Origin of the sequence: Silvania hatchlandensis (assembly GCF_025564065.1) — a bacterium.
Taxonomy (GTDB): domain Bacteria; phylum Pseudomonadota; class Gammaproteobacteria; order Enterobacterales; family Enterobacteriaceae; genus Enterobacter; species Enterobacter hatchlandensis.
The window spans coordinates 86,777-105,866 of the sequence record NZ_JAMGZK010000050.1 but is presented as its reverse complement, the minus strand read 5'-3'; the positions used below and the strand labels follow the sequence as shown (position 1 = coordinate 105,866).

Sequence of the window (19,090 nt, the reverse complement as noted above, 5' to 3'; positions counted from 1 at the left end):
GGACGAGTGATGAAAGCGTTATCCAAACTGAAAGCGGAAGAAGGCATCTGGATGACCGACGTACCGGAGCCGGAAGTTGGTCATAACGATCTGCTGATCAAAATTCGTAAAACCGCCATTTGCGGCACTGACGTGCACATCTACAACTGGGATCAGTGGTCGCAGAAAACCATTCCGGTTCCGATGGTGGTCGGCCACGAATATGTCGGCGAAGTGGTCGGCATCGGTCAGGAAGTAAAAGGCTTTAAAATTGGCGATCGCGTCTCTGGCGAAGGTCACATTACCTGCGGCCACTGCCGTAACTGCCGCGGCGGACGTACGCACCTGTGCCGCAATACCGTCGGCGTGGGCGTTAACCGCCCGGGCTGCTTTGCCGAATACCTGGTGATCCCGGCATTCAACGCCTTCAAGATTCCGGATAACATTTCTGACGATCTGGCCTCCATCTTCGATCCGTTCGGCAACGCGGTTCACACGGCGCTGTCGTTTGATCTGGTGGGTGAAGACGTGCTGGTTTCCGGTGCCGGTCCTATCGGTATCATGGCCGCCGCCGTGGCGAAGCACGTGGGTGCGCGCAACGTTGTCATCACTGACGTGAATGAATACCGTCTGTCGCTGGCGCGTAAGATGGGCGTTACCCGTGCGGTGGATGTCTCCAAAGAGAACCTCACCGACGTGATGGCTGAGCTTGGCATGACTGAAGGCTTTGACGTGGGTCTCGAGATGTCCGGCGCGCCGCCAGCGTTTCGCACCATGCTCGACACCATGAACCACGGCGGGCGTATTGCGATGCTGGGTATTCCACCGTCAGACATGTCTATCGACTGGAACAAAGTTATCTTTAAGGGTCTGTTCATTAAGGGGATTTATGGCCGCGAGATGTTCGAAACCTGGTACAAGATGGCCGCGCTGATCCAGTCGGGTCTGGATCTGACCCCGATGATTACCCATCATTTCTCCATCGATGATTTCCAGCAGGGCTTTGACGCGATGCGTTCAGGCCAGTCAGGTAAAGTGATCCTGAGCTGGGATTAATCGCAAAAACAGGCCGGATTATCCGGCCTGTTCCTCAGGAAAATCGGAAAATATGTAAAGTAATGTTATTTTCAATATTAGGAGAGACATTGGTTTGTTGCATTGAACATTTCATTTATCCGATCCTTCCCGCATTTATCTCGTCTGGTTCGTAAAAATAGTATTTGTAAGCCATAATCATTTGTTCATACAATGGCGGGGTATCCTCAAAGGCATTCGGTAAATGTATGAAGAATAATGCAAATAAACTTAGCGTTATTATTCCATTGTATAACGCAGGGCATGATTTCAAGGCCTGCATGGAATCCTTAATCGCGCAAACATGGAATGACCTGGAAATCATCATTGTTAATGATGGCTCAACGGATGGCTCTGTTGAAATCGCGCAATCCTATGTCGACGCTTATCCCCACGTCCGTTTGCTGCATCAGGCTAATGCCGGTGCTTCCGTAGCGCGCAATCGTGGTTTAGCCGCCGCGACCGGAGAGTATATTGCCTTTGTTGATGCGGATGATCTGGTCTATCCAGACATGTACGAAACGCTGATGAAGATGATGTTGGAAGACAATCTGGACGTTGCGCAGTGCAACTCCGACTGGAGCTACCGAGAAACCGGGAACACCTGGCAGTCAATCCCTCCCGAGCGTGTTCGCTCGACCGGGGTATTAACCGGGCCGGAGTGGTTAAGGATGGCGCTTAAGTCACGCCGCTGGACGCACGTGGTGTGGATGGGCATTTATCGCCGCGAGATTATTATTAACAATAACATTACTTTTATTCCCGGATTGCATCACCAGGATATTGTGTGGACGACTGAGTTTATGTTTAATGCTAAGCGCGCCCGCTATACCGAGCAATCGTTATATAAGTATTTCCTGCATGATAATTCCGTGAGTCGTTTAAAACGACAAGGGGATAAGAATCTTAATTATCAGCGACACTATATTAAAATTACCCGCTTATTAGATAAGCTTAATCGTGAATATGCTGGCCGTATTCCAATTTATCCGGAATTTCATGACCAGGTTATTTACGAAGCGCTGCGAGTTTGCCACTGCGTCCGCAAAGAGCCAGATGTTGCGACACGCAAACGGATGATCGCCGAAATTTATACTTCCGGTATGTATCAACGGATGGTGAGCAACGTGCGCGGCGTGAAGTTGGCGTACCAGGTGCTGCTGTGGTCATTCCGGCTCTGGCAGTGGCGCGACAAGACGCAGTCACAGCGTCGTGTCGCGCGTAAGGCGCTTAATCTACCTTAACAGGGGCGCTGTTGGGGGACTTCCCCCAACCTTGCCACTGGTGCTGCATATACTTAATCAGCATGCTCTGGGCAATACTTTCACTCAACACGCTGAAGAAACGACGGGCGTCGACGGGGTCTAGCGATCCTTTCGGCTGGCACACTTTTACGCCAGAGAAGGGATTACGCGGTGCGACGGGTGCGGCATTTTTCGGCGGCGTGCGCTGAGGCGTAGAAGTATCCACCTGCGGTTCATTCAGCAAGCTGCTGGCATGGACCAGGGTAATATCCGCCGGCAGGGTTGGCAGCATCTGCTGTAACACACGAACGGTCGATGGATGTGGATGACCAATGGCGATTGCCGAGCCCGTCCGGCGCGCCAGCTGTACGGCGCGGTTAAACTGGAACCGGATATCGGCTTCGTTTTGCGTGTCATCGAGGAACACTTTGCGCTTAATCACCTTCACGCCAGTGCCCTGCGCTGCGCGCATCGCCTGGCTGTTGCCGATGGTCATGCTGTCGAGGAAGTAAAGATTGTAGCGCGCCAGCGACTGCATCACCTTCTGCATGCCGAACAGGCTGGAGGTCATGGCGCTGCCCATATGGTTATTCAGCCCCACGGCATAGGGGACCTTGCCGTACGCCTCGCGAATAATGCGCTCGATCTCGCTGCTGCTCATCTCCGGGCGCAGCGTGTCTTTTTCCAGCGGCTGCTTACTGAGCGGTGCCATCGGCAGATGAATCAGCACTTCATGCCCGCTGTTGTGGGCCCTGGTGGCCATTTCGCGGGCGTGAGGCGCGTTGGGCAACACGGCGACGGAGAGGGCGGATGGCATCGCCAGGATCTGATTTTCCGTCTGGGGGCGATAACCGAAGTCATCGATGACAATAGCAAGTTTACCTGCGTAAACCGGCGCCACCAGCATCAGTGCGCTGACGACGGAGAGAAGCGTACGACGAAATTGAAGCAAAACTTATCTTCCCAACCACGGCTGTGGATTGACCGCCTGACCCTGGCGACGAATTTCGAAATAGAGTGACGGGCGGCCCTGACCGCCACTGCTGCCCACCAGGGCGATAGCCTGACCGGCGCGCACCTGAGTGCCGACACTGACCAGTGCGCTCTGGTTGTAGCCGTAAAGACTCATGTCGCCTTTACCGTGTTCAACCACCACCACCAGTCCGTAGCCCTGAAGCCAGTCGGCAAGGATCACGCGACCATCGGCAACAGCTTTGACTTCGCTGCCTTCCGCTGCGCCGATCACAATCCCCTTCCAACGTAGCTCACCCTGCAGCTGTTCGCCATAGCGATGCAGAATTGAACCGCGGACCGGCCAGTAGGCCTGACCGCGTGGCGAGCCCAGGCCGCCGGTACGCGACATCAGCGAGCGCTCGTTTTCGGTCGGTTTGTAGGTGGTGCCTTTGCGGGATGCTTCCTGCTGGCGATCGCGCACGGCCTGCGCTTCACGGGCCTCACGCTCGGCACGTGCTTTTGCCGCCGCTTCTGCGCGGGCGAGGCTGCTACGTAAGCGGGATTCGTTGGCGCGCATTTCACCCAGCTGCGCCTGGCTCTCCTGAATGGAGGACTCCAGTCCGGAGAGGGTTTTCTTACGTTCGTTGCGCGCTTGTTCCAGTTTGGCCTGCTGGGCCTGCTGATCGTAGAGCAGGGTTTGCTGCTGGCTCTGCTTCTCTTCCAGCTCTGCTTTTTGCGTGGTGACCTCTTCGCGAGTCTGCTTAAGCTGCGCGATGGTCTCCTGGCGGGACTGGTTGAGATAGCCGAAGTAGGCCTGCAGACGCTGTCCGCGCTGGCTCTCTTCGCCGCTGAGGATCAGCTGGACGCCGGTGTGTTCACCCTGGCGAAAGGCAGCGTCGAGCTGCGCGGCAAGGTTTTTCTCCTGCGCCGCCCGCTGACGCTCAAGTTTCGCAATCGACGCGTTCATCTCATCGATCTGCTTATTTAACTGGGCGAGGGTGTTCTGGGTTTCGCGCAGCTTCCGGGCGGCGGCGGAAATGGCTTCTTCCTGCTGCTTAAGCTGGGCAAGCAGAGACGAGCGCTGCTGCTGCTGCTGGCGTACCGCGCGCTCTTTGACGGCGATATCGGCCTGAATGGATTTGAGCTGGTCACGTTCGTCCGCCTGGGCGGATGCCGCGCACAGCAATACGCCAGCGCTGAGTGCGCTGGCGTAGAGCAGGGGCCTGACTGATAACCGAAACGGTTTCACGACCCATGTGATTGAAACAATCGCCTTTCCCCTCATGGGGACGGATTATTCCACGATGAACAGCTGCTTGCCAGTCATCTCTTGCGGGATTTCCATGCCCATCAGGGTCAGCATGGTCGGCGCGATGTCTGAAAGCTTGCCGCCATCAACCGCTTTAACCGCTTTATCACCGATGTAAATCAGCGGGACTGGCAGGTTGGTATGGGCAGTGTGCGCCTGGCCGGTAGCCGGATCGCGCATCTGCTCTGCGTTGCCGTGGTCAGCGGTGATCAGCATCTGGCCGCCAACGGCTTCGATGACTTTCGTTACCTGATCGATGCAGGCATCCAGGGCTTCGATTGCTTTGATTGCGGCTTCCATGACGCCAGTGTGGCCGACCATATCACCGTTCGGGTAGTTACAGATGATGGTGTCATATTTGCCGCTTTCGATGGCGGCAATCAGCTTCTCGGTCAGCTCGGCGGAGCTCATCTCTGGCTGCAGATCGTAGGTCGCTACTTTCGGGGAGTTAATCAGAATGCGATCTTCGCCTTTGAACGACTCTTCAACGCCGCCGTTAAAGAAGAAGGTAACGTGAGCATATTTCTCGGTTTCAGAGATGCGCAGCTGGGTTTTGTCGTGCTTCGCCATCCACTCGCCAAAGGTGTTCGCCAGCGATGACGGTGGATACGCGCACGGCACTTTAATGTCGGCGGCATATTCGGTCAGCATGATGAAATCGAGCTTCACTTCTTTCTTACGGGCGAAGCCGTCGAAATCGGCATTGACGAAGGCGCGGGTGATTTCACGGGCACGGTCAGCGCGGAAGTTCATGAAAATCAGCGCATCGCCATCTTCCATTGCCGCATCAGCCTGACCTTCAGCTCGGATCACGGTCGCTTTCACGAATTCGTCGTTTTCATCGCGGGCGTAAGCGGCCTGCAGCGCGGCAACGGCGGTGTCTGCCTGGAACTCGCCTTTGGCTTCAACCAGCAGATTGTAGGCCTGCTCAACGCGGTCCCAACGGTTGTCGCGGTCCATAGCGTAGTAGCGGCCAATAATGGAGGCCACGCGGCCTTTACCCAGCGCGGCAAATTTGTCTTCGAACGCTTTCAGGGAGGATTCAGCGCTGCGTGGCGGAGTGTCGCGGCCATCGAGGAAGGCGTGCAGATAGATTTTGTCGGCACCCTGTTTCGCGGCCAGCTCAACCATCGCCATGATGTGGTCTTCGTGGCTGTGTACGCCACCGGCGGAGAGCAGACCCATAATGTGCACTGCTTTGCCTGCGGCAAGGGCTTTATCGACAGCGCCCGTCAGCACCGGGTTGGTAAAGAAAGTACGTTCTTTGATTTCAACGTCCAGACGGGTCAGATCCTGATAGACAATGCGGCCTGCGCCGATGTTGACGTGTCCGACTTCAGAGTTGCCCATCTGGCGATCCGGCAGACCCACTTCCAGACCGGAAGCGTCGATCAGCGTGTGGGGACGTGTGGCCCACAGTGCATCCATAACCGGGGTTTTAGCACTGAAAATGGCGTTATCCTGGCTGTCTTCACGGTAGCCATACCCATCCAGAATCATCAGTACCACAGGTTTTTTAGAAACCGACATTGCGACAACCTCTTTGCTCAAAAGACGAAAAATTTGCGTAATTTTACTACAGCTGAATCGATAAAATAGCCGCAGAAGATCAAGAAAATCGCAGGGGCAAGCGTAAGGATAGGTCATTTTGGGTCTTTTTTTTCGTGGCAGGCCGCAGAAAATGGATTAGCTTATTGTCGCTGGCTGTATTTGCCACAGCGCACAGGTATACTCCTGTCCTGGTTTTTTATTCACTCAGTCGGGAGTTGTTACCCCCCATGCAAGAAATTATGCAATTTGTTAGCCGCCACCCCATACTTTGTATCGCGTGGATTGGTTTACTGGCAGCAGTACTGTTCACCACTTTCAAAGGTATTACCTCTAAAGTGAAAGTGATCACCCGTGGCGAAGCAACGCGTCTCATCAATAAAGAAGAGGCGGTGGTTGTAGACCTGCGTCAGCGTGACGATTTCCGTAAAGGCCATATTGCAGGCGCCATTAACCTGCTGCCTACTGAAATCAAAGCCAATAACTTTGGCGAACTGGATAAGCATAAAGACAAACCCATTATTGTCGTTGACGGTAGCGGTATGCAGGCTCAGGAGCCGGCAAATACACTCGTTAAAGCCGGCTTTGAGAAAGTCACTGTCCTGAAGGACGGTATTTCTGGCTGGAGCGGTGAGAATCTGCCTCTGGTTCGCGGTAAGTAAACAGGAGTCAAGTCATGGCCAATATCGAAATCTACACCAAAGCGACCTGCCCGTTCTGCCATCGTGCAAAAGCGCTGCTGGACAGCAAAGGCGTTACCGTTCAGGAACTGCCGATTGATGGCGACGCTGCAAAGCGCGAAGAGATGATTAAACGTAGTGGCCGTACGACGGTTCCGCAGATCTTTATTGATGCGCAGCACATTGGCGGCTGTGATGACTTGTATGCGCTTGATGCGCGTGGTGGACTTGATCCCCTGCTGCGCTAAGGCGTTTTAGGACAATTAAAAAGGGTTTTTCCATGTCAGAACAAAACAACACCGAAATGACGTTCCAGATCCAGCGCATTTATACTAAAGACGTCTCCTACGAAGCACCCAATGCGCCGCATGTTTTCCAGAAAGATTGGCAGCCAGAAGTTAAACTTGATCTGGATACCGCGTCCACCCAACTGGCGGATGGCGTGTATGAAGTCGTACTGCGTGTTACCGTGACCGCCTCTCTGGGCGAAGAGACTGCATTCCTGTGTGAAGTACAGCAGGGCGGCATCTTCTCCATCGAAGGTATCGACGGTAATCAGATGGCGCATTGCCTGGGTGCATACTGCCCGAACATCCTGTTCCCGTATGCCCGCGAATGCATCACCAGCCTGGTTTCCCGTGGTACGTTCCCGCAACTGAACCTTGCGCCGGTGAACTTCGATGCGCTGTTCATGAACTATCTGCAGCAGCAAGCTGGCGAAGGTACTGAACAACATCAGGATGCCTGATGAGTACTGTCAATGCGTCAATGACTGTGATCGGTGCCGGTTCATACGGCACCGCTCTTGCCATTACTCTGGCAAGAAATGGTCACGAAGTGGTTCTTTGGGGCCACGATCCTAAACATATCGCTACGCTGCAAGCGGACCGCTGCAATGTGGCGTTTCTTCCTGATGTCACCTTCCCGGACTCTCTGCACCTCGAAAGCTCCCTTGCGACGGCGCTGGCCGCCAGCCGTAATATCCTGATTGTTGTCCCGAGCCATGTCTTTGGCGATGTGCTGCGGCAGATCAAACCGCTGATGCGGGCTGATGCGCGGGTGGTGTGGGCGACAAAAGGGCTGGAAGCCGAGACCGGACGCCTGCTGCAGGATGTCGCCCGAGAAGCCCTGGGGGATGACATCCCGCTGGCGGTGATCTCCGGCCCGACATTTGCGAAAGAGCTGGCGGCAGGGCTGCCAACGGCGATCTCGCTGGCCTCCACCGATGATGTCTTTGCTGATGACCTGCAGCAGCTGTTGCACTGCGGTAAAAGCTTCCGCGTTTACAGCAACCCCGATTTTATCGGCGTACAGCTGGGCGGCGCGGTGAAGAACGTTATCGCCATTGGCGCGGGCATGTCCGACGGTATTGGCTTTGGGGCGAATGCGCGTACGGCGCTGATCACCCGGGGCTTAACTGAGATGAGCCGTCTGGGCGCGGCGCTGGGTGCCGATCCGGCCACCTTTATGGGGATGGCAGGGTTAGGCGATCTGGTGCTGACCTGTACCGACAACCAGTCCCGTAACCGCCGCTTTGGCATGATGCTCGGTCAGGGCATGGATGTGATCGGCGCGCAGGAGAAGATTGGTCAGGTGGTCGAAGGTTATCGCAATACCAAAGAAGTTCGCGAGCTGGCACACCGCTTTGGGGTGGAAATGCCAATAACCGAGGAAATTTATCAGGTATTGTATTGCGGAAAAAATGCGCGCGAGGCAGCATTGACCCTATTAGGTCGTGCACGCAAGGACGAGCGTAGCAGTAATTAACCGCAGGGAACCGTTATCACCTGAATGACCCGGCTAGCGAAGAACTGGCCGGTCATTATCATTTCGTCTGGAGCAAGCAATGCCGTGTGAAGAACTGGATATCGTCTGGAACAATATTAAAGCCGAAGCCCGGGCTCTGGCCGACTGCGAGCCTATGCTGGCCAGCTTCTACCACGCGACGCTACTCAAGCACGAAAATCTCGGCAGCGCCCTGAGCTATATGCTGGCTAACAAACTGGCGTCACCAATCATGCCCGCTATCGCCATCCGTGAAATAGTGGAAGAGGCCTATGCTGCCGATCCGGAGATGATCGCCTCCGCTGCCTGCGATATTCAGGCGGTGCGCAACCGTGACCCGGCGGTGGACAAATACTCCACGCCGCTGCTGTATCTGAAAGGCTTCCACGCGCTGCAGTCCTACCGCATCGGCCACTGGCTGTGGAATGAAGGCCGCCGCGCGCTGGCTATCTTCCTGCAAAACCAGGTTTCTGTCACCTTCCAGGTGGATATCCATCCGGCAGCGAAGATTGGCCACGGCATCATGCTCGACCACGCTACCGGCATTGTGGTGGGTGAAACCGCGGTGATTGAAAACGATGTCTCGATCCTGCAGTCCGTTACCCTTGGCGGTACCGGCAAAACCAGCGGCGATCGTCATCCAAAAATTCGGGAAGGGGTAATGATTGGCGCAGGGGCGAAAATCCTCGGCAATATCGAAGTCGGGCGCGGGGCGAAGATCGGTGCCGGGTCCGTGGTCCTGCAGCCTGTTCCCCCGCACACCACCGCCGCTGGCGTCCCGGCGCGTATCGTCGGCAAGCCAGACAGCGATAAACCGTCAATGGATATGGATCAGTTCTTCAACGGTATTCACCATACCTTTGAGTATGGCGACGGGATTTAGCTTCTGAGAACGGCGCCGGCATATCCCAGCTGGCGCCAGGCTTCATACACCACCACCGACACCGCATTCGACAGGTTCATGCTGCGGCTGTCCGGCATCATCGGAATACGAATTTTTTGCTCAGCAGGCAGGGCATCGAGGATGGTCGCGGGCAGCCCGCGCGTTTCCGGGCCAAACATCAGGTAATCACCTTCCTGATAACTCACTGCGCTATGCGCGGGGGTGCCTTTCGTCGTCAGGGCGAACATACGCTGTGGGTTTTCCGCTTCCACAAAGGCAGCGTAATGAGGGTGGCGAACCACGGCAGTGAATTCGTGATAATCCAGCCCGGCGCGACGCAGGCGTTTGTCGTCCCACGTAAAGCCCATCGGCTCAATGATATGCAGGCGAAAACCGGTATTGGCGCACAGACGGATGATGTTGCCAGTATTAGGTGGAATTTCTGGTTCGAATAGAACGATGTTAAGCATGCTCTCCCATCTCATTTGGCTCAAAAGTTGCGGCGGGCAGAATAGCATTCCCTCTCCCCTTTGGGGAGAGGGTTAGGGTGAGGGGCTAGGCCGCATTCCCCTGTGCCAGCGGGGCCAGCCCGGCCGGGAGGTTGCTCAGCTCCTGGACCAGCATCTCTTTACTGATCTCACGGATAGTCTTCGCTCCGGTCAGGGTCATCGCCACTTTCATCTCTTTCTCGATCAAGTTGAGCAGATTTGCCACGCCCGCCTGGCCGTGGGTCGCCAGCGCGTACAGGTACGCACGGCCCAGCAGGACCGTGTCCGCACCCAGCGCAATCATGCGCACCACGTCCAGACCGTTGCGGATGCCCGAGTCAGCAAGAATGGCAATATCACCTTTCACCGCATCGGCTATCGCTGGCAGGGCGCGGGCAGAAGAGAGTACCCCGTCCAGCTGGCGTCCGCCGTGGTTCGAGACCACAATCCCGTCTGCGCCAAAGCGCACCGCATCGCGGGCATCTTCCGGATCGAGGATCCCTTTGATCACCATCGGGCCATCCCAGAACTCACGGATCCACTCCAGGTCTTTCCACGAGATCGACGGATCGAAGTTATTTGCCAGCCAGCCGATGTAATCTTCCAGCCCGGTTGGTTTACCGAGATAGGTCGAGATATTCCCCAGATCGTGCGGGCGGCCATTGACCCCCACATCCCACGCCCACTGCGGATGGGTCACCGCCTGCCAGTAACGACGCATCGCTGCATTTGCGCCGCTCATCCCGGAGTGGGCATCGCGATAGCGGGCACCCGGGGTGGGCATGTCGACGGTAAAGACCAGCGTCGAGCAGCCTGCCGCTTTGGCACGCTCCAGTGCATTGCGCATAAACCCGCGGTCGCGCAGGACGTACAGCTGGAACCACATCGGGCGCTTGATGGTTGGGGCGACTTCTTCAATCGGACAGACCGAGACGGTCGAGAGCGTAAAGGGGATCCCTTTTGCATCGGCGGCGGCGGCGGCCTGCACTTCGCCGCGACGGGCATACATGCCGCACAGTCCGACCGGGGCGAGGGCCACCGGCATCGACAGTTTTTCGTTGAAGAGCGTCGTGTCGAGGCTCAGGTCAGACATATTCTTCAGCACGCGCTGGCGCAGGGCGACTTGCGATAAGTCTTCCACATTGCGACGCAGCGTGTATTCAGAGTAGGCCCCGCCATCAATGTAGTGGAACAGGAACGGTGGCAGGATGCGCTGCGCCGCGGCGCGGTAGTCACTGGCTGCGGAAATAATCATGCTTTGTTCTCCCTGGGATCGGCGGACTCGCCGGGCAGACGGGTAATGCGCGCCTGACGAGCCTGATCTTCATCGAATCGTTTAATGGTGGTGTGGACGAAGCCCAGATGCGCCATCATCGCAGTGCGCGCGGCTTCGGCATCGCCAACAAGAATGGCGTTAAGCACCGCCTCGTGCTGTTCGGTAAGCTTTGCAAAAACGGGTGGGACCAGATACATGCGCTGACGGCTCTGCTTCACGGAGGATTGCAGCAGGTCGAAAAAGCCACGCATGGTCTGCAGAAGCACAACGTTATGCGAGGCTTCGGCAATCGCCAGATGGAAACGCACATCCGCCTGCGAGGCGATATCCGGATCGCTGCTGTGGGTTGCCTCAAAGCAGGCCTTCAGCTTCTCTTTATCAGCCGGCGTGGCGCGCATTGCGGCATGCCAGGCGGTGCTGGTTTCGATGGCGTGACGGGCTTCGAGGATATCGAAACTGTAGTCCGGGTCGTTCTCCATTAACGTTTTTAACGGCTGAACGATGTTCTGCCCGGACCAGTCTTCATGCTGCCAGCGTACAAAGGTTCCGCCGCCGCGACGGCTCAGCAGCACCCCTTCGCTGACCAGCGTCGCCAGCGCTTCGCGCAGCGAGTTGCGCGACACGCCAAGCTGGCTGGCAAGCTGGCGCTCGGCGGGCAACTTCATGCCCGCCTCCAGCTGCTGTTCTTCAATCAGCGCCCGCACGCGAGAGGCAATCTCGTCGGACAGGCGTCTGGGCATGACTATCATGGGATCATCCAGGTTAAGACATAGGCCTGCAGGGTGGTGATCACCCCCACCATGCAGGTGAATATCAGGCTGTGCTTCACGGTAAAGCGGAACAGGTCCGACTCTTTACCCACCAGGCCTACCGCCGCACAGGCGATGGCGATGGACTGCGGAGAGATCATCTTCCCGGTGACGCCGCCCGTGGTGTTGGCCGCAACCAGCAGCACGTCCGAGACGCCGATCTGCTGGGCAGCGGTCGCCTGCAGGGCAGCAAACAGTGCGTTAGATGAAGTATCCGATCCGGTCAGGAACACCCCCAGCCAGCCGAGGAACGGCGAGAAGAAGGTGAACGCGGAGCCGGTATGCGCCAGCGCCAGTGCCAGCGTCGACGACAGTCCGGAGTAGTTAGAGATAAATGCGAAGGCCAGCACCATCCCGATGGAGTAAATCGGCAGCGCCAGCTCTTTCAGGGTACTGGCGAAGGTCTGTATTGCCGCGGCTGGCTTCATCCGTAGCCATACGATAGAAAGAATAGCGGCAAACAGGATCGCCGTGCCGGTCGCGGAGAACCAGTCGAACTTGTAGACCGCAGCATACGGCGTAGCGTCATGCACGACCGGCGGCATGCGGGCCACCATTTTGTCGAGGAACGGCACGGAAATGTTCACCACCATGTCGTACAGCGCGCCATTCGGGGCAAACAGGGCTTTAAACGGCGGTACGCTCCACAGCGTCACCGTGGCGGTCAGGAACAGGAATGGCGACCAGGCGCGGACAATCTGGCCCGGCGTGTAGCGGGTGCGTGCCAGGGTCATATCAACCTGCGACGCGCCCATATCGCCAAAGCGGAAGGTTCGTACCGGCTGCCAGCGCTTCAGGAACAGGGTCAGACAGACCAGCGACACCAGTGAGGAGATAATGTCTGGCAGTTCCGGGCCGAGGAAGTTGGAGCTCAGGTACTGGGCAATCGCGAAAGAGCCGCCCGCCACCATTACTGCAGGCCAGGTCTCTTTCACACCGCGCCAGCCGTCCATAATCGCCATGATCCAGAACAGCACGATGATGGTCAGGAACGGCAGCTGGCGGCCTACCATCTGGCCGATTTCGAAGCTGTCCAGCCCGGTGACCTGTCCGGCCACCAGAATCGGAATACCCATCGCGCCAAAGGCAACCGGCGCGGTATTGACGATCAGACACAGGCCGGCGGCATACAGCGGGTTAAAGCCCAGCCCGACCAACAGCGCGGCGGTAATCGCCACCGGTGCGCCAAAGCCTGCCGCCCCTTCGAGGAATGCACCAAAACAGAAGCCGACGATCAGCATCTGCAGGCGCTGGTCCGGCGTTATGGAGAGGATTGACGAGCGAATAATGTCGAACTGCCCGGTCTTCACCGAGATTTTGTAGACAAAAACCGCCGCGATGATGATCCACGCAATCGGCCACAGTCCGTAGAAGAAGCCATACACCACGGAGGCTAACGCACGGTCGACCGGCATTTTGTAGAAGAACAGCGCCACCATCAGGGCGATAGCTACGGTATACGTAGCGGCGAGGTACCCCTTCAGCTTGAGTTTAATCAGCGCGAAGAAGAAGAACAGAATAGGTAGCGATGCTATCAGGCTCGACAGCCAGATATTTCCTGCCGGATCGTAGTTTTGTTGCCAGAGGCTCATTGCAGGTCTCCTGAGGACCACACCCGCTGCGGCGCGGTGAGTCTGTGCTCATCTCGGCGTCACAATAAGTGTAAAAGTGGTCCTGCCAATAGTGTGATGTAGGGTTAATGACAACAAATGGTTAACCAAATGTTATTAATCGGCAATGAGTTTGTGAGCAAAGATTATGGAAGTGTGAACCAGAGGAGGGTTGGTTGCGGAATTGGTTGGGCCAATTTGAGGGGAGGAGAGTCATCCCCTCTCCGCAGGGGGAGAGGGGAAAAATGCGGGGAAATCAGAACTCAGTCTTGCTAAAACCCGTCATCTCTTTCAGGCCCATTTCACGGCCCAGCTCGGTCATCGGGTGAACAACCACCAGCCCGCGCACGCTTTTCTTCAGCTTGCCCATGTCGGCCTGTTCTTTCTTGGTGATCGCCCGACGGAAAGGCAGGTTTGCCAGCTTCTGCGCTTCTTTGCTCAGCTTCTGGTCTTTCACGCCGCGCAGGCGCTCGATTTCGGTTTCCAGCGTCGCTTTCTCTTTTTCCAGCTCGGCGTATTTCTCGGCGGCATCAACCAGCGAAAGGCTTGCCTGCTGGTGGCGGATCAGATCCAGGCGGTCGCTCAGGCGTTTAATTTCGTTCTTTTCGACTTCTTTCATCACATATAGCTCTAAATTCGGGGGAGATTACAGGGAAGGATACACCAATGTGCGCAGGCTTACTTCTGAAACGCTTTTTTTAAGCTGATTCGGGAAATCAGCTCAGTCAGGGAAAGGACCATGGTGGAGCGGACAATCTGCTGATAACGCTGCTTCTGCATCGCGTACAGCTCCGGGTCGCTGGTATCAAAATGCGGCGTCGGGGGCAGTGCGGTGACGCAGTGCAGCTCGCCAAGCGGGCCGAGGATTTCGTCGTCGGTGAACGCATACTCGCTGCCGTCGTGATTCAGCTCTTCGCGCAGCGCCATCAGAAGCTCGGCATCTTCATACTCGTGACGGCTGATGACGCCCAGGCCATAGATCAGCTTCAGACGCACGGATAAATCGCCCAAGGGGCCGTCGCCGTCGAGTAACGGTTCAACTGCGTATTTCACCGCGTAGTCGTCTTTGCGAAACACCTGAAGCACCAGAATATTCACCGCCTCGGTTAACAACTCGACGGCGGATATCAGGAAACTTCGAACGGTTTTGCCAGCATTCAGACGCTCCAGCACACGGTTTTCAAAGGCCTGGGTTTGTTCCATTGTTGCCTGCATATCTGACAATCTATCATCCGGGCGCAGGATGACCGGCGCCCGGTCCTGCATTATTTAGTTGCGTTGTAAACGTTAACGGCCTCCACCACGACTTCGCTGTTGGCATCCAGCGTGGATACCTGCGCCAGCGCAGCCTGTGGGCCATTCTCGTCAATTAATTGTGCCAGCTCCTGCGCCTGCGGATCTTCTTCGCTGCGGTAATGCATGGCGGCGGCGATACCGGTGACCAGGTTAGCGTGTGGCAGGCCGTACTCCAGGGTACCGAGCAGCGGTTTGATCAGACGGTCACCCGCACTCAGCTTACGCAGCGGCTGACGGCCCACGCGCTCAACGTCATCTTTCAGATACGGGTTTTCAAAACGACCGAGGATTTTCTGAATATATGCCGCATGCTTATCGGCATCAAAACCGTAGCGTTTAATCAGAACCGCGCCGCTCTCGTCCATTGCACCTTTAACCACCGCGCGAATTTTCTCATCGAGGATCGCGTCGCGAATGGTCTGATGACCGGCTAATTTTCCGAGGTAGGCGGTTATAGCATGCCCGGTGTTCAGCGTGAAGAGCTTACGCTCGACAAATGCCATCAGGTTGTCCGTTAATTCCATACCCGGGATCTCAGGCAGCGCGCCTTTGAACTGGGTTTTGTCGACAATCCACTCGCTGAAGGTTTCAACGGTCACTTCCAGCGGGTCGTTGGTCGCTGAGGCCGATGGCGGAACGATACGGTCAACGGCGGAATCTACAAAGCCGACGTGTGCTTCAACCCAGGCTTTGTCTTCATCAGCGACCGCAGCCAGCACGTGACCTTTCAGCTGGGTGGTACCACGCACCATGTTCTCACAGGCGATGATGTTGAGCGGGGCGTCGTTACCCTGGGCTTTACGTTTTGCCAGCCCTTTCGCCACGGCCGGGGCGATGCGCTCCAGCACTACCGGCCCGACGGCGGTGGTCACCAGGTCCACCTCGGCAATCAGGTCGATAACCTCGTCACCGATGCTGCTGACCGCGCTAACACCGGTCACGGTGTCAATCTGCTCGTTTTCACCGACCACATGCACCTGATAGCTATGACGGGCATTCAGGGCATCCAGGACCGTCTGATTCACATCGGCGAAAGTCAGGGTAATGCCCGCGTCTGCCAGCAGTTTGCCGATAAAACCGCGGCCAATGTTACCTGCGCCAAAATGTAATGCTTTCATCGTATTCACCTTCATCAATGTTTTTACCCGAGAGGGCTGGGGTGAGGCTTTTCCCTCACCCTAACCCTCTCCCAGTGGGAGAGGGGATAGTGGGGAACTTACTTGTTCAGCAGCGCCAGCACTTCTTCAACGCTGGTGGTGTTGGCCAGGCGCTCAATGACGGTTTCATCGTCCAGCGCGTTGGTCAGGCTGGTGATCACCTGGATATGCTCATTGTTGCGAGCGGCGATACCAATCACCAGGCGGGCGATGTCGTCTTCTTCTTCACCGAAGCGTACACCGGCTGGATACTGGCAGAACACCACGCCGGTTTTCAGCACGCGATCTTTCGCGTCAACCGTACCGTGCGGCACTGCGATGGATTCGCCCAGATACGTTGGGGTCAGTTTTTCACGTTCCAGCATCGCGGCAACGTACTCTGGCTCAACGTAGCCGCCTTTCACCAGCTGCTCGCCGGCAAAGCGAATCGCTTCTTCTTTGTGGCTCGCGGTGCGGCCAAGGAAGATGTTCTCCGCACCCAGTTTAAACAGGTGGCTGTTGCTCTCGTCGAAGCTGTCCTGCAGGCTGCTACGCACTTTCACTTCGTTATCTTCGTGACGCTGCGCGGCAACCAGACGCTCGGTCAGGCTGGAGTACAGACCGCTGTCGAGGAAGTTGGTCAGCGAAATGTGCTGGGCCTGTGGCACCTGGCGCATCGCACGTTCGGTCAGGTCGCGGTGAGTGATCACCAGGTCAACATCCGGCGGCAGGCTGTTAATCGCGCTGTTGGTCACAGAGATATTGCTCAGACCCGCATCCGCGACTTTCTTACGCAGCACGCCTGCACCCATAGCGCTGGAACCCATACCGGCGTCGCAGGCAACGATGATTTTACGCACGTGGCTCAGGTCGTTAGAGACGCTACCCGCAGCCAGCGGCGTTGCAGCTACAGCACCTTTAGACTCGGATTTCATATCCTGCATACGACGGGTCGCCGCTTCGATATCGTCTTCTTCTTTCACTTTGCTGGTTTTCAGCAGGATAGCCGAGACCACGAAGGAGACGGCCATTGCCGCGCAGATTGCCGCGATGTTCGCGAAGTAAGCACCTTTCGGGGTCATCGCCAGTACCGCCAGGATAGAACCTGGAGATGCAGGAGAGACCAGACCGCCACCCATCACGCTCAGGGTGAACACGCCGGTCATACCGCCGAGGATTACGGCGAGGATCAGACGCGGGTTCATCAGCACGTAAGGGAAGTAAATTTCGTGGATACCGCCCAGGAAGTGGATGATTGCCGCACCGCCAGCAGACTGCCTGGCACTGCCGCGACCAAAGAACATGTACGCCAGCAGCACGCCCATACCTGGACCCGGGTTCGCTTCAATCAGGAAGAAGATAGACTTGCCGAGGTCGTGTGACTGCTGAATACCCAGCGGCGAGAAGATACCGTGGTTGATGGCGTTGTTGAGGAACAGGATTTTCGCCGGTTCAACAAAGATGGACGCCAGCGGCAGCATGTCGTGGGCAACCATGAAGTTAACGCCCGCCGCCAGAATTTTGGAGAGCACTTCAACTGCCGGACCAATGCCGAGGAACGCCAGAATCGCCAGGATCATCCCGATGATGCCAGCGGAGAAGTTGTTTACCAGCATTTCGAAGCCGGATTTGATTTTGCCATCAACCCAGACGTCGAATTTCTTAATTGCCCAGCCGCCCAGCGGACCGGCAATCATTGCGCCGAGGAACATCGGCATATCCGCACCGACGATCACGCCCATGGTGGTGATTGCACCGACCACACCGCCGCGGTCACCGCCAACCAGACGACCACCGGTATAACCGATGAGCAGCGGCAACAGATAGGTAATCATTGGGCCAACAAGTTTTGCCAGCGTTTCGTTCGGCAACCACCCTGTCGGAATGAACAATGCAGTGATGATACCCCACGCGATAAACGCGCCGATATTTGGCATCACCATGTTGCTGAGGAAACGACCAAAGCTTTGTACTTTGATCTTGAAATCGGATGACATAAAACACCCCTTCTTCTGTTTACGCTTAGGCTTGAGCCCGAGGTTTATTGTTAATGCGCGGCGGCAGAGGTAGCCGAGCCCTGTTCTGATAACGTGAAATCTGGCACTTAATTATCTAACTGTCCAGACAGTGAAATTTTGTGTGATCTCAATCACGTAAATGCAATGTGTATGGGGTATGGCGGGGTGATCTGAGTCACAAAACAGCGGTCTGTAAAAAATTTACGATCATAAAATAAGCGAAATTAGCCCATTGGTGTGAAGTGGATCACATTATGATTGCGTGTGTTTGTTTCTGAAATGTGATCAATTTCACAAAGTATTTTTAGTCGGATTTCTCCGGATGTGATCGGCGGCAAACTCTGCTGTGGCGCTAGACGCCAGGATGTAAGCATGCAACACGAAAAGCTAAAAATACTCACCTGCAATGTGGTGTGGCGAAAAGTTCCAAGCTAGATTAAGCTCTTACTGTAAAGTTAACTCTATTATTCTTCAGGATATATTTTGTCACGCTTCTAAACTTGCATGGAGATAGAATAAAAAACCATACTCCCCGGCCAATTTGTGATAAGAATTTCATTCTGTTTACTTAACAGTGAATTAATGTGGTTGCTTACCATTTAATTGTTTTAATGAGTTTACGATTTATTCAGTGAGGCAAATATGTTTCTCAACTATTTTGCGCTGGGAGTGTTGGTGTTTGTATTCCTGGTTCTTTTTTATGGAATCATCGCCATTCATGACATTCCTTATAACATGGCAAAAAAACGCAACCATCCGCATGCCGATGCTATCCATACTGCCGGGTGGATTAGCCTGTTTACGCTCCACGCCATTTGGCCATTTCTGTGGATTTGGGCAACGCTCTATCAACCAGAGCGCGGCTGGGGGATGCAAAACCATATGCAACCGCCAGAACGTAATCCCGACGTTGATGCGCTGGCAAAGCGCGTAGCTGAGCTGGAACAAAAACTGGCCGTGGTGCAAGCCGCAGCCGTTAAGAACACGTCGGAGCAATAATC

Annotated in this window: 19 protein-coding genes; 8 read left to right on the top strand and 11 right to left on the bottom strand. The window is 55.8% G+C overall.

Annotated features, from left to right (window positions below):
- Positions 1 to 9: 9 nt before the first annotated feature.
- Together tdh and M8014_RS13630 are read left to right on the top strand one after the other, a co-directional pair.
- Positions 10 to 1,035, top strand: a complete 1,026-nt coding sequence (gene tdh, locus M8014_RS13635; protein WP_271282962.1) for an L-threonine 3-dehydrogenase — start codon at positions 10 to 12, stop codon at positions 1,033 to 1,035.
- A gap of 227 nt (positions 1,036 to 1,262) precedes the next feature.
- Positions 1,263 to 2,297 (top strand): glycosyltransferase, encoded by a 1,035-nt coding sequence (locus tag M8014_RS13630; RefSeq protein WP_271282961.1) that lies wholly within the window; start codon positions 1,263 to 1,265, stop codon positions 2,295 to 2,297.
- Here the strand turns inward: M8014_RS13630 and M8014_RS13625 are convergent.
- From M8014_RS13625 to gpmM, 3 genes are read right to left on the bottom strand one after another with little or no spacing between them, the layout of a single operon-like run.
- The gene (locus M8014_RS13625) at positions 2,284 to 3,249 is read right to left on the bottom strand and encodes a divergent polysaccharide deacetylase family protein (RefSeq protein ID WP_271282960.1); all 966 of its coding nucleotides are present in this window, start codon (positions 3,247 to 3,249) and stop codon (positions 2,284 to 2,286) included. The two genes, M8014_RS13630 and M8014_RS13625, sit on opposite strands and share 14 nt — an antisense overlap.
- A 3-nt stretch (positions 3,250 to 3,252) precedes the next feature.
- Positions 3,253 to 4,512 (bottom strand): murein hydrolase activator EnvC, encoded by a 1,260-nt coding sequence (gene envC, locus M8014_RS13620; protein WP_271283095.1) that lies wholly within the window; start codon positions 4,510 to 4,512, stop codon positions 3,253 to 3,255.
- Between the two features lie 33 nt (positions 4,513 to 4,545).
- Positions 4,546 to 6,090, bottom strand: coding sequence for a 2,3-bisphosphoglycerate-independent phosphoglycerate mutase (gpmM, locus tag M8014_RS13615; protein ID WP_271282959.1), 1,545 nt, complete (start codon positions 6,088 to 6,090; stop codon positions 4,546 to 4,548).
- A 248-nt stretch (positions 6,091 to 6,338) separates the two neighbouring features.
- Here gpmM and M8014_RS13610 point away from each other — a divergent pair, with 248 nt between their 5' ends.
- The 5 genes from M8014_RS13610 (at position 6,339) to cysE (ending at position 9,456) form a co-directional block, all read left to right on the top strand.
- Positions 6,339 to 6,770: a rhodanese-like domain-containing protein gene (locus M8014_RS13610; protein WP_271282958.1), complete on the top strand. Its 432-nt coding sequence runs from the start codon at positions 6,339 to 6,341 to the stop codon at positions 6,768 to 6,770.
- A gap of 14 nt (positions 6,771 to 6,784) precedes the next feature.
- Positions 6,785 to 7,036: a glutaredoxin 3 gene (grxC, locus tag M8014_RS13605; RefSeq protein ID WP_271282957.1), complete on the top strand. Its 252-nt coding sequence runs from the start codon at positions 6,785 to 6,787 to the stop codon at positions 7,034 to 7,036.
- A gap of 32 nt (positions 7,037 to 7,068) precedes the next feature.
- Positions 7,069 to 7,536 carry a protein-export chaperone SecB gene (secB, locus tag M8014_RS13600; RefSeq protein WP_271282956.1) on the top strand — a complete coding sequence of 156 codons (468 nt, stop codon included), beginning with the start codon at positions 7,069 to 7,071 and terminating at the stop codon, positions 7,534 to 7,536.
- Positions 7,536 to 8,555 (top strand): NAD(P)H-dependent glycerol-3-phosphate dehydrogenase, encoded by a 1,020-nt coding sequence (gene gpsA, locus M8014_RS13595; RefSeq protein WP_271282955.1) that lies wholly within the window; start codon positions 7,536 to 7,538, stop codon positions 8,553 to 8,555. The genes secB and gpsA overlap by 1 nt, the downstream gene beginning before the upstream one ends.
- A gap of 79 nt (positions 8,556 to 8,634) precedes the next feature.
- Positions 8,635 to 9,456 (top strand): serine O-acetyltransferase, encoded by an 822-nt coding sequence (cysE, locus tag M8014_RS13590; RefSeq protein ID WP_271282954.1) that lies wholly within the window; start codon positions 8,635 to 8,637, stop codon positions 9,454 to 9,456.
- On the opposite strand, the gene trmL is transcribed toward cysE, so the two are convergent.
- From trmL to M8014_RS13550, 8 genes are all read right to left on the bottom strand, one after another.
- On the bottom strand, positions 9,453 to 9,926 hold the full coding sequence (trmL, locus tag M8014_RS13585) for a tRNA (uridine(34)/cytosine(34)/5-carboxymethylaminomethyluridine(34)-2'-O)-methyltransferase TrmL (RefSeq protein ID WP_271282953.1): 474 nt from the start codon (positions 9,924 to 9,926) through the stop codon (positions 9,453 to 9,455). The two genes, cysE and trmL, sit on opposite strands and share 4 nt — an antisense overlap.
- A gap of 85 nt (positions 9,927 to 10,011) precedes the next feature.
- Positions 10,012 to 11,199 (bottom strand): FMN-dependent L-lactate dehydrogenase LldD, encoded by a 1,188-nt coding sequence (gene lldD / locus M8014_RS13580; protein WP_271282952.1) that lies wholly within the window; start codon positions 11,197 to 11,199, stop codon positions 10,012 to 10,014.
- Positions 11,196 to 11,969, bottom strand: a complete 774-nt coding sequence (gene lldR / locus M8014_RS13575; RefSeq protein WP_271282951.1) for a transcriptional regulator LldR — start codon at positions 11,967 to 11,969, stop codon at positions 11,196 to 11,198. The genes lldD and lldR overlap by 4 nt, the downstream gene beginning before the upstream one ends.
- Complete coding sequence (gene lldP, locus M8014_RS13570; RefSeq protein WP_271282950.1) at positions 11,966 to 13,621, bottom strand: L-lactate permease; 1,656 nt, start codon at positions 13,619 to 13,621, stop codon at positions 11,966 to 11,968. Before lldP ends, lldR begins: the two co-directional genes overlap by 4 nt.
- A gap of 274 nt (positions 13,622 to 13,895) precedes the next feature.
- Positions 13,896 to 14,258 carry a YibL family ribosome-associated protein gene (locus M8014_RS13565; protein ID WP_271282949.1) on the bottom strand — a complete coding sequence of 121 codons (363 nt, stop codon included), beginning with the start codon at positions 14,256 to 14,258 and terminating at the stop codon, positions 13,896 to 13,898.
- A 59-nt stretch (positions 14,259 to 14,317) separates the two neighbouring features.
- Complete coding sequence (gene mtlR / locus M8014_RS13560; protein WP_271282948.1) at positions 14,318 to 14,905, bottom strand: mannitol operon repressor MtlR; 588 nt, start codon at positions 14,903 to 14,905, stop codon at positions 14,318 to 14,320.
- On the bottom strand, positions 14,905 to 16,053 hold the full coding sequence (gene mtlD / locus M8014_RS13555; protein WP_271282947.1) for a mannitol-1-phosphate 5-dehydrogenase: 1,149 nt from the start codon (positions 16,051 to 16,053) through the stop codon (positions 14,905 to 14,907). Before mtlD ends, mtlR begins: the two co-directional genes overlap by 1 nt.
- A gap of 98 nt (positions 16,054 to 16,151) precedes the next feature.
- Positions 16,152 to 18,068 carry a PTS mannitol transporter subunit IICBA gene (locus M8014_RS13550; protein WP_271282946.1) on the bottom strand — a complete coding sequence of 639 codons (1,917 nt, stop codon included), beginning with the start codon at positions 18,066 to 18,068 and terminating at the stop codon, positions 16,152 to 16,154.
- A gap of 663 nt (positions 18,069 to 18,731) precedes the next feature.
- Here M8014_RS13550 and M8014_RS13545 point away from each other — a divergent pair.
- On the top strand, positions 18,732 to 19,088 hold the full coding sequence (locus M8014_RS13545) for a DUF3302 domain-containing protein (protein ID WP_271282945.1): 357 nt from the start codon (positions 18,732 to 18,734) through the stop codon (positions 19,086 to 19,088).
- The last annotated feature ends 2 nt before the right edge of the window (positions 19,089 to 19,090 follow it).